This window comes from Methyloceanibacter marginalis, from assembly GCF_001723295.1.
In the GTDB taxonomy this organism is placed as follows: domain Bacteria; phylum Pseudomonadota; class Alphaproteobacteria; order Rhizobiales; family Methyloligellaceae; genus Methyloceanibacter; species Methyloceanibacter marginalis.
In genome coordinates this window covers 1-3,054 of the sequence record NZ_LPWD01000398.1, presented here as the reverse complement: position 1 = coordinate 3,054, position 3,054 = coordinate 1, and the positions used below count along the sequence as shown (strand labels likewise).

Below are 3,054 nucleotides of genomic sequence, written 5' to 3'. Positions count from 1 at the left end.
CGTCGGCGAAAGAGACGATCGAACTCGCTGCCGTCGCCACTCAGATCCGTGGCGTTGAACACGGGCCGGAAGATCTTCTGCACATCGCGAATATGCTCGCCGATACCGACCTTGGCGCCGGTCTTGAGCTTGATATAGGGCGCGCCGGACAGGTGGTCGGCGTGCGCGTGGGTTTCGAGCACCCAGTCGACAGTTAGGCCGTCCTTCGCCGCCGCCTCGAGAATGACGTCGCAGATCGGGTGGCCGCCTTGCCGCTGGCGTGATCGTAGTCGAGCACCGGATCGACGACCGCGGCGCGCCTCTCTCCGGGTCGGAGACGAGGTAGCTCACCGTATTTGTGGCCTCATCGAAGAAGGCCTGGATATTGGGGGTGTTGGGCATTGGACACTCCTGGTCGAAGGGAATTTCACGATCTCTGTTGACTAATATATTAGCAAGCACTAAATTAGCAAGAGCTAATAGAAAAAGAGGTCTGATCGATGCCCCGCGCTCCTGCCGACTTCGCCACATTCGAGGCCAACGCCGCCATGGTGGCGGGCATCCTGCGCGCCCTCGCCAACGAGCGGCGTCTGATGGTGCTGTGCAAGCTGGTGGAGTGGGGCGAGGCGAGCGTGGGTGCCCTGGCCGAGGCCGCAGGGCTCTCCCAGTCCGCCACATCACAGCACCTCGCCAAGATGCGCGAGGAGGGGCTCGTCGCCTTCCGCCGCGACGGACAGACCCTCTGGTACCGGGTCGCCGAACCCCGCACCGAGCTGCTGCTCGGCTACCTCCAGAAGCTTTATTGCAGCGACTGACGAAGCCAACTCAATAAAAAGAACAGGAGTCACCCCCATGAGCCTTCCCACCATCAGTGCCAAGGACGCCAAGCACCTCATCGATCGAGGTGCGACCTTGATCGATATTCGCGGCGCCGATGAACGCGCACGCGAGCACATTCCGGGGTCACATCATGGCCCGCTGGCGCAACTGACCGATTTTGCCGGTGTCGGAGCGCCCATCATCTTTCACTGCCGTTCCGGCATGCGCACGGCGAGCAACGCCGTCCGCCTCCGCGACTCCGCGCCGTGCGAGGCCTATATGCTCGAAGGCGGTTTGGAAGCCTGGAAGCAGGCAGGCCTTCCCGTCACCACCGACAAGAGCCAACCCATCGAGCTCAGCCGTCAGGTCATGATCGCCGCGGGCACTCTCGTGCTGACCTTCGTGCTGCTCGGGGCCGTCGTCGCGCCCGCCTTTTATCTGCTCGCGGGATTGATCGGCGCGGGGCTCGTCTTCGGAGGCGTGTCAGGCTGGTGCGGCATGGCGAAGCTGCTCGAGATCATGCCCTGGAACCGCTGCGCGGCTGGGGCCTGAGACCCATGCCCCTTGGCGTCGTCCCCATCGCGCTGCTCTTGGGCTCCGGCGCCCTTGTCGGTATCACGCTCGGCCTCGTCGGTGGCGGCGGTTCGGTGCTCGCCGTCCCGCTCCTGGTCTATCTGGTGGGCGTGCCGTCGGCCCATGTCGCCATCGGCACGGCGGCTGTCGCGGTTGCGCTAAACGCCGGTGCCGGGCTCGCAGCCCATGCACGGCTCGGAACCGTGAAATGGCCTTGTGCCATGGTGTTCACCGCGGCCGGTGTCGCCGGCGCGTTTACCGGGGCAAGCCTCGGTAAGCAGCTAGGCGGCTCTGAGCTGCTCGCGCTGTTCGGTCTCCTGATGATCGGCGTCGGCATTTACATGATCGCTGTCGAGCCGAAGCCGACCGGTCACGATGTTCGCCTCACCCAAAAGAGCGCACGCCACCTCTTGCCGCGCCTGATCCTGATCGGCGCTGGGGTAGGGCTCCTTTCCGGCTTCTTCGGCATCGGCGGCGGCTTTCTCATCGTCCCTGGACTCGTCCTGGCGACCGGCATGGCGCTTCAAAACGCCATCGCCACCTCGCTCTTCGCCGTCACGGCCTTCGGCCTCACCACCGCCGCGAGCTATGCCGTTTCCGGCCTCGTGGACTGGCGGCTAGCGGCGCTGGTGATCGTGGGCGGTGTTCTCGGGACCATGTTCGGCACCCGCGTGAACACGCATCTGGCGGGCCACAAGCGGGCACTCGCCGGGACCTTCGCCAGTGTCGTCATCGTTGTCGGGCTCTATATCGTGGCAAGCGGCATTATGAAGCTGATGGAAGTGGGCTAGCCCGAATATTCCGTTCGGCGTGCTTCTAACGACCTGGGAAGGCGTTGGTTTTTGCGAACGCGCAAGGTAGGCTGATCCAAACCGGCCTACGGTTTGGGTGTTGCTGGCGCCCCCCTGCGACATGTGGTAAGGCCAGCCAAACGTGCCTGAAGGCACCGCGTGAGAGAACACGTGGGCATTTGTCCCTCAGGCCAGTCGGGATTTTGAGCTCGAGGAGCAGTTAGCCATGACGGCCAGTGATATTCGGCGCGCCGAAGCGCGCGAAGGCGATTTTTTCACCAAGCACTTGGAAGACGCCGATCCCGAAGTGTGGGATGCGATCGAGAACGAGCACGAGCGTCAGCAGAACGAGATCGAGCTGATCGCCTCGGAGAATATCGTTTCGCGGGCCGTGCTCGACGCGGTGGGAACGCTCCTCACCAACAAATACGCCGAAGGCTATCCGGGGCGCCGCTACTATGGCGGCTGTCAATATGTGGACGTGGTCGAGCAGATCGCCATCGACCGCGCCAAGCGCCTGTTCAACTGCAACTTCGCCAACGTCCAGGTCCACTCGGGCTCGCAGGCCAACCAGTCCGTGTTTCTGGCGCTCATCAAGCCCGGCGACACCGTTCTCGGCATGAGTCTCGCTGCCGGCGGTCACTTGACCCACGGCGCGCCGCCGAACATGTCCGGCAAGTGGTTCAATGCCGTCCAGTATGGCGTGACGAAGGACACGAATGTCATCGACTACGACGAGGTCGAGCGCCTCGCCAAAGAGCACAAGCCCGCGCTCATCATCGCCGGTGGCTCCGCCTATCCGCGGGTCATCGACTTCAAGCGTTTCCGTGAAATCGCCGACGCCGTGGGCGCGTATCTCCTGTCGACATGGCCCACTTCGCCGGTCTTGTCG

The 3,054-nt window shown here is 63.7% G+C and carries 3 protein-coding genes and 2 pseudogenes; 4 read left to right on the top strand and 1 reads right to left on the bottom strand.

The features are described from left to right. Nucleotides 1–381, bottom strand: a pseudogene (locus AUC71_RS18055) (MBL fold metallo-hydrolase); the annotation flags it as partial. A 98-nt stretch (nucleotides 382–479) separates the two neighbouring features. Between AUC71_RS18055 and AUC71_RS13525 the strand changes: the two are divergent. From AUC71_RS13525 to AUC71_RS13510, 4 genes and pseudogenes are all read left to right on the top strand, one after another. Continuing rightward, nucleotides 480–794 carry an ArsR/SmtB family transcription factor gene (locus AUC71_RS13525; protein WP_069624665.1) on the top strand — a complete coding sequence of 105 codons (315 nt, stop codon included), beginning with the start codon at nucleotides 480–482 and terminating at the stop codon, nucleotides 792–794. 37 nt (nucleotides 795–831) lie between these two features. After that, nucleotides 832–1,350: a rhodanese family protein gene (locus tag AUC71_RS13520; RefSeq protein ID WP_069624664.1), complete on the top strand. Its 519-nt coding sequence runs from the start codon at nucleotides 832–834 to the stop codon at nucleotides 1,348–1,350. 5 nt (nucleotides 1,351–1,355) lie between these two features. Next, nucleotides 1,356–2,162: a sulfite exporter TauE/SafE family protein gene (locus AUC71_RS13515; RefSeq protein WP_069624663.1), complete on the top strand. Its 807-nt coding sequence runs from the start codon at nucleotides 1,356–1,358 to the stop codon at nucleotides 2,160–2,162. Nucleotides 2,163–2,388: 226 nt separating this feature from the next. Further along, nucleotides 2,389–3,054 (top strand): annotated as a pseudogene (locus AUC71_RS13510) (PLP-dependent aminotransferase family protein); the annotation flags it as partial.